Here is a 302-nt window from a genome sequence, read left to right as displayed (position 1 = left end):
CTCTCGGTTCTGTACAGAAATGACGCACGGCCGACGAAAATGGATCTCGGCGTCGGCGTCTACAAGGATTCGCAGGGTGCGACCGTCATCATGCGGGCCGTGCGTCACGCTGAGAAGCGCCTCTATGAAAGCCAGACGAGCAAGACCTATGTCGGCATGGCAGGCGATGAAGGTTTCAACAAGGCCATGCTGAAGCTGGTCTTTGGCGAGAAGGCCGATCTCTCGCGCATGTTCGCCTGCCAGACAGCGGGCGGCTCGGGCGCACTCCGCACGATCGCCGACCTATTGGTAAAGGCCCGGCC

At 60.9% G+C, this 302-nt stretch carries 1 protein-coding gene; it reads left to right on the top strand.

Features of this window, described 5'->3' with window-relative positions:
• Positions 1–302: aminotransferase class I/II-fold pyridoxal phosphate-dependent enzyme (locus AF337_RS05760; protein ID WP_152970919.1), on the top strand; the 302-nt coding region annotated here is incomplete at both ends.

Origin of the sequence: Rhizobium ecuadorense (assembly GCF_001187535.1) — a bacterium.
GTDB lineage: Bacteria > Pseudomonadota > Alphaproteobacteria > Rhizobiales > Rhizobiaceae > Rhizobium > Rhizobium ecuadorense.
Note: the sequence above shows the minus strand (reverse complement) of the source record. Positions and strands in the feature narration are given on the sequence as shown.